Annotated in this window: 1 protein-coding gene; it reads right to left on the reverse strand. The window is 51.3% G+C overall.

All coding sequences use genetic code 11. From position 1 onward, the window contains the following. The coding region (locus HL290_RS18525; RefSeq protein WP_198497233.1) for an Ig-like domain-containing protein at positions 1-230 on the reverse strand (230 nt) is incomplete at both ends.

Below are 230 nucleotides of genomic sequence, written 5' to 3' on the forward strand. Positions count from 1 at the left end.
CATTTGGTGCAGTGGTATCTACTGTTACCACAGCGGTGTCTGTACCGACATTACCTGCTGCATCTGTTGCAGTCACAGTAATCGTGTGCGGACCATCGGTCAGTACAGGCAAGGTATTGTCTGCAAGACTCCAGGTGCCATCACCATTGTTTACTGCCGGGTAGTCAGTGCCATCTACATTCACCACCACTGTTGCAGTCGGATCATTGACTGTACCGGTGAGTGCAGGT

Source organism: Acinetobacter sp. AC1-2 (genome assembly GCF_016124155.1).
In the GTDB taxonomy this organism is placed as follows: domain Bacteria; phylum Pseudomonadota; class Gammaproteobacteria; order Pseudomonadales; family Moraxellaceae; genus Acinetobacter; species Acinetobacter calcoaceticus.